This window comes from Mesorhizobium sp. CNPSo 4684, from assembly GCF_057784315.1.
In genome coordinates this window covers 1-406 of the sequence record NZ_JBWLUX010000110.1, presented here as the reverse complement: position 1 = coordinate 406, position 406 = coordinate 1, and the positions used below count along the sequence as shown (strand labels likewise).

1 protein-coding gene is annotated in these 406 nt (G+C 65.0%); it reads right to left on the bottom strand.

The window, feature by feature from the left end; all coding sequences use genetic code 11:
* The coding region (locus tag AC04SG_RS32915; protein ID WP_488554406.1) for a transposase at window positions 1-406 on the bottom strand (406 nt) is incomplete at both ends.

Here is a 406-nt window from a genome sequence, read left to right as displayed (position 1 = left end):
CGCGTGCTTTTGCATTGAGGATGACGAGAAGTTTTCTGGCAAGCGCGATGCGGATGAGCATTTTGGGCTTTCCCGCCAGTTGCAACCTTTGAGCGAACGCTTTGAGGTGGGGATCGAACTTAGCCACGATGGCTGCGACGATGAAGAGGATCCCACGCGGCCCGGCGCGCCCGCCGCGCACATGCCTGTTGCCGGCGCGCCTGCCACTGTCGTTGGCGATGGGGGCGAGGCCTGCCAGCTTGGCGATGGCCTTGTTGGAGATGAGGCCGATCTCGGGCAGTTCGGCCATCAGGCGTGCGACGGTGCGGCCGGCCACGCCCTTGAGCGAACGGAAGGCCGATCCCAGCCTGGCCCACAGCGGATCGTCGTCGATCATCGAGGCGATCTCGCCTTCCAGGCGCCGCTC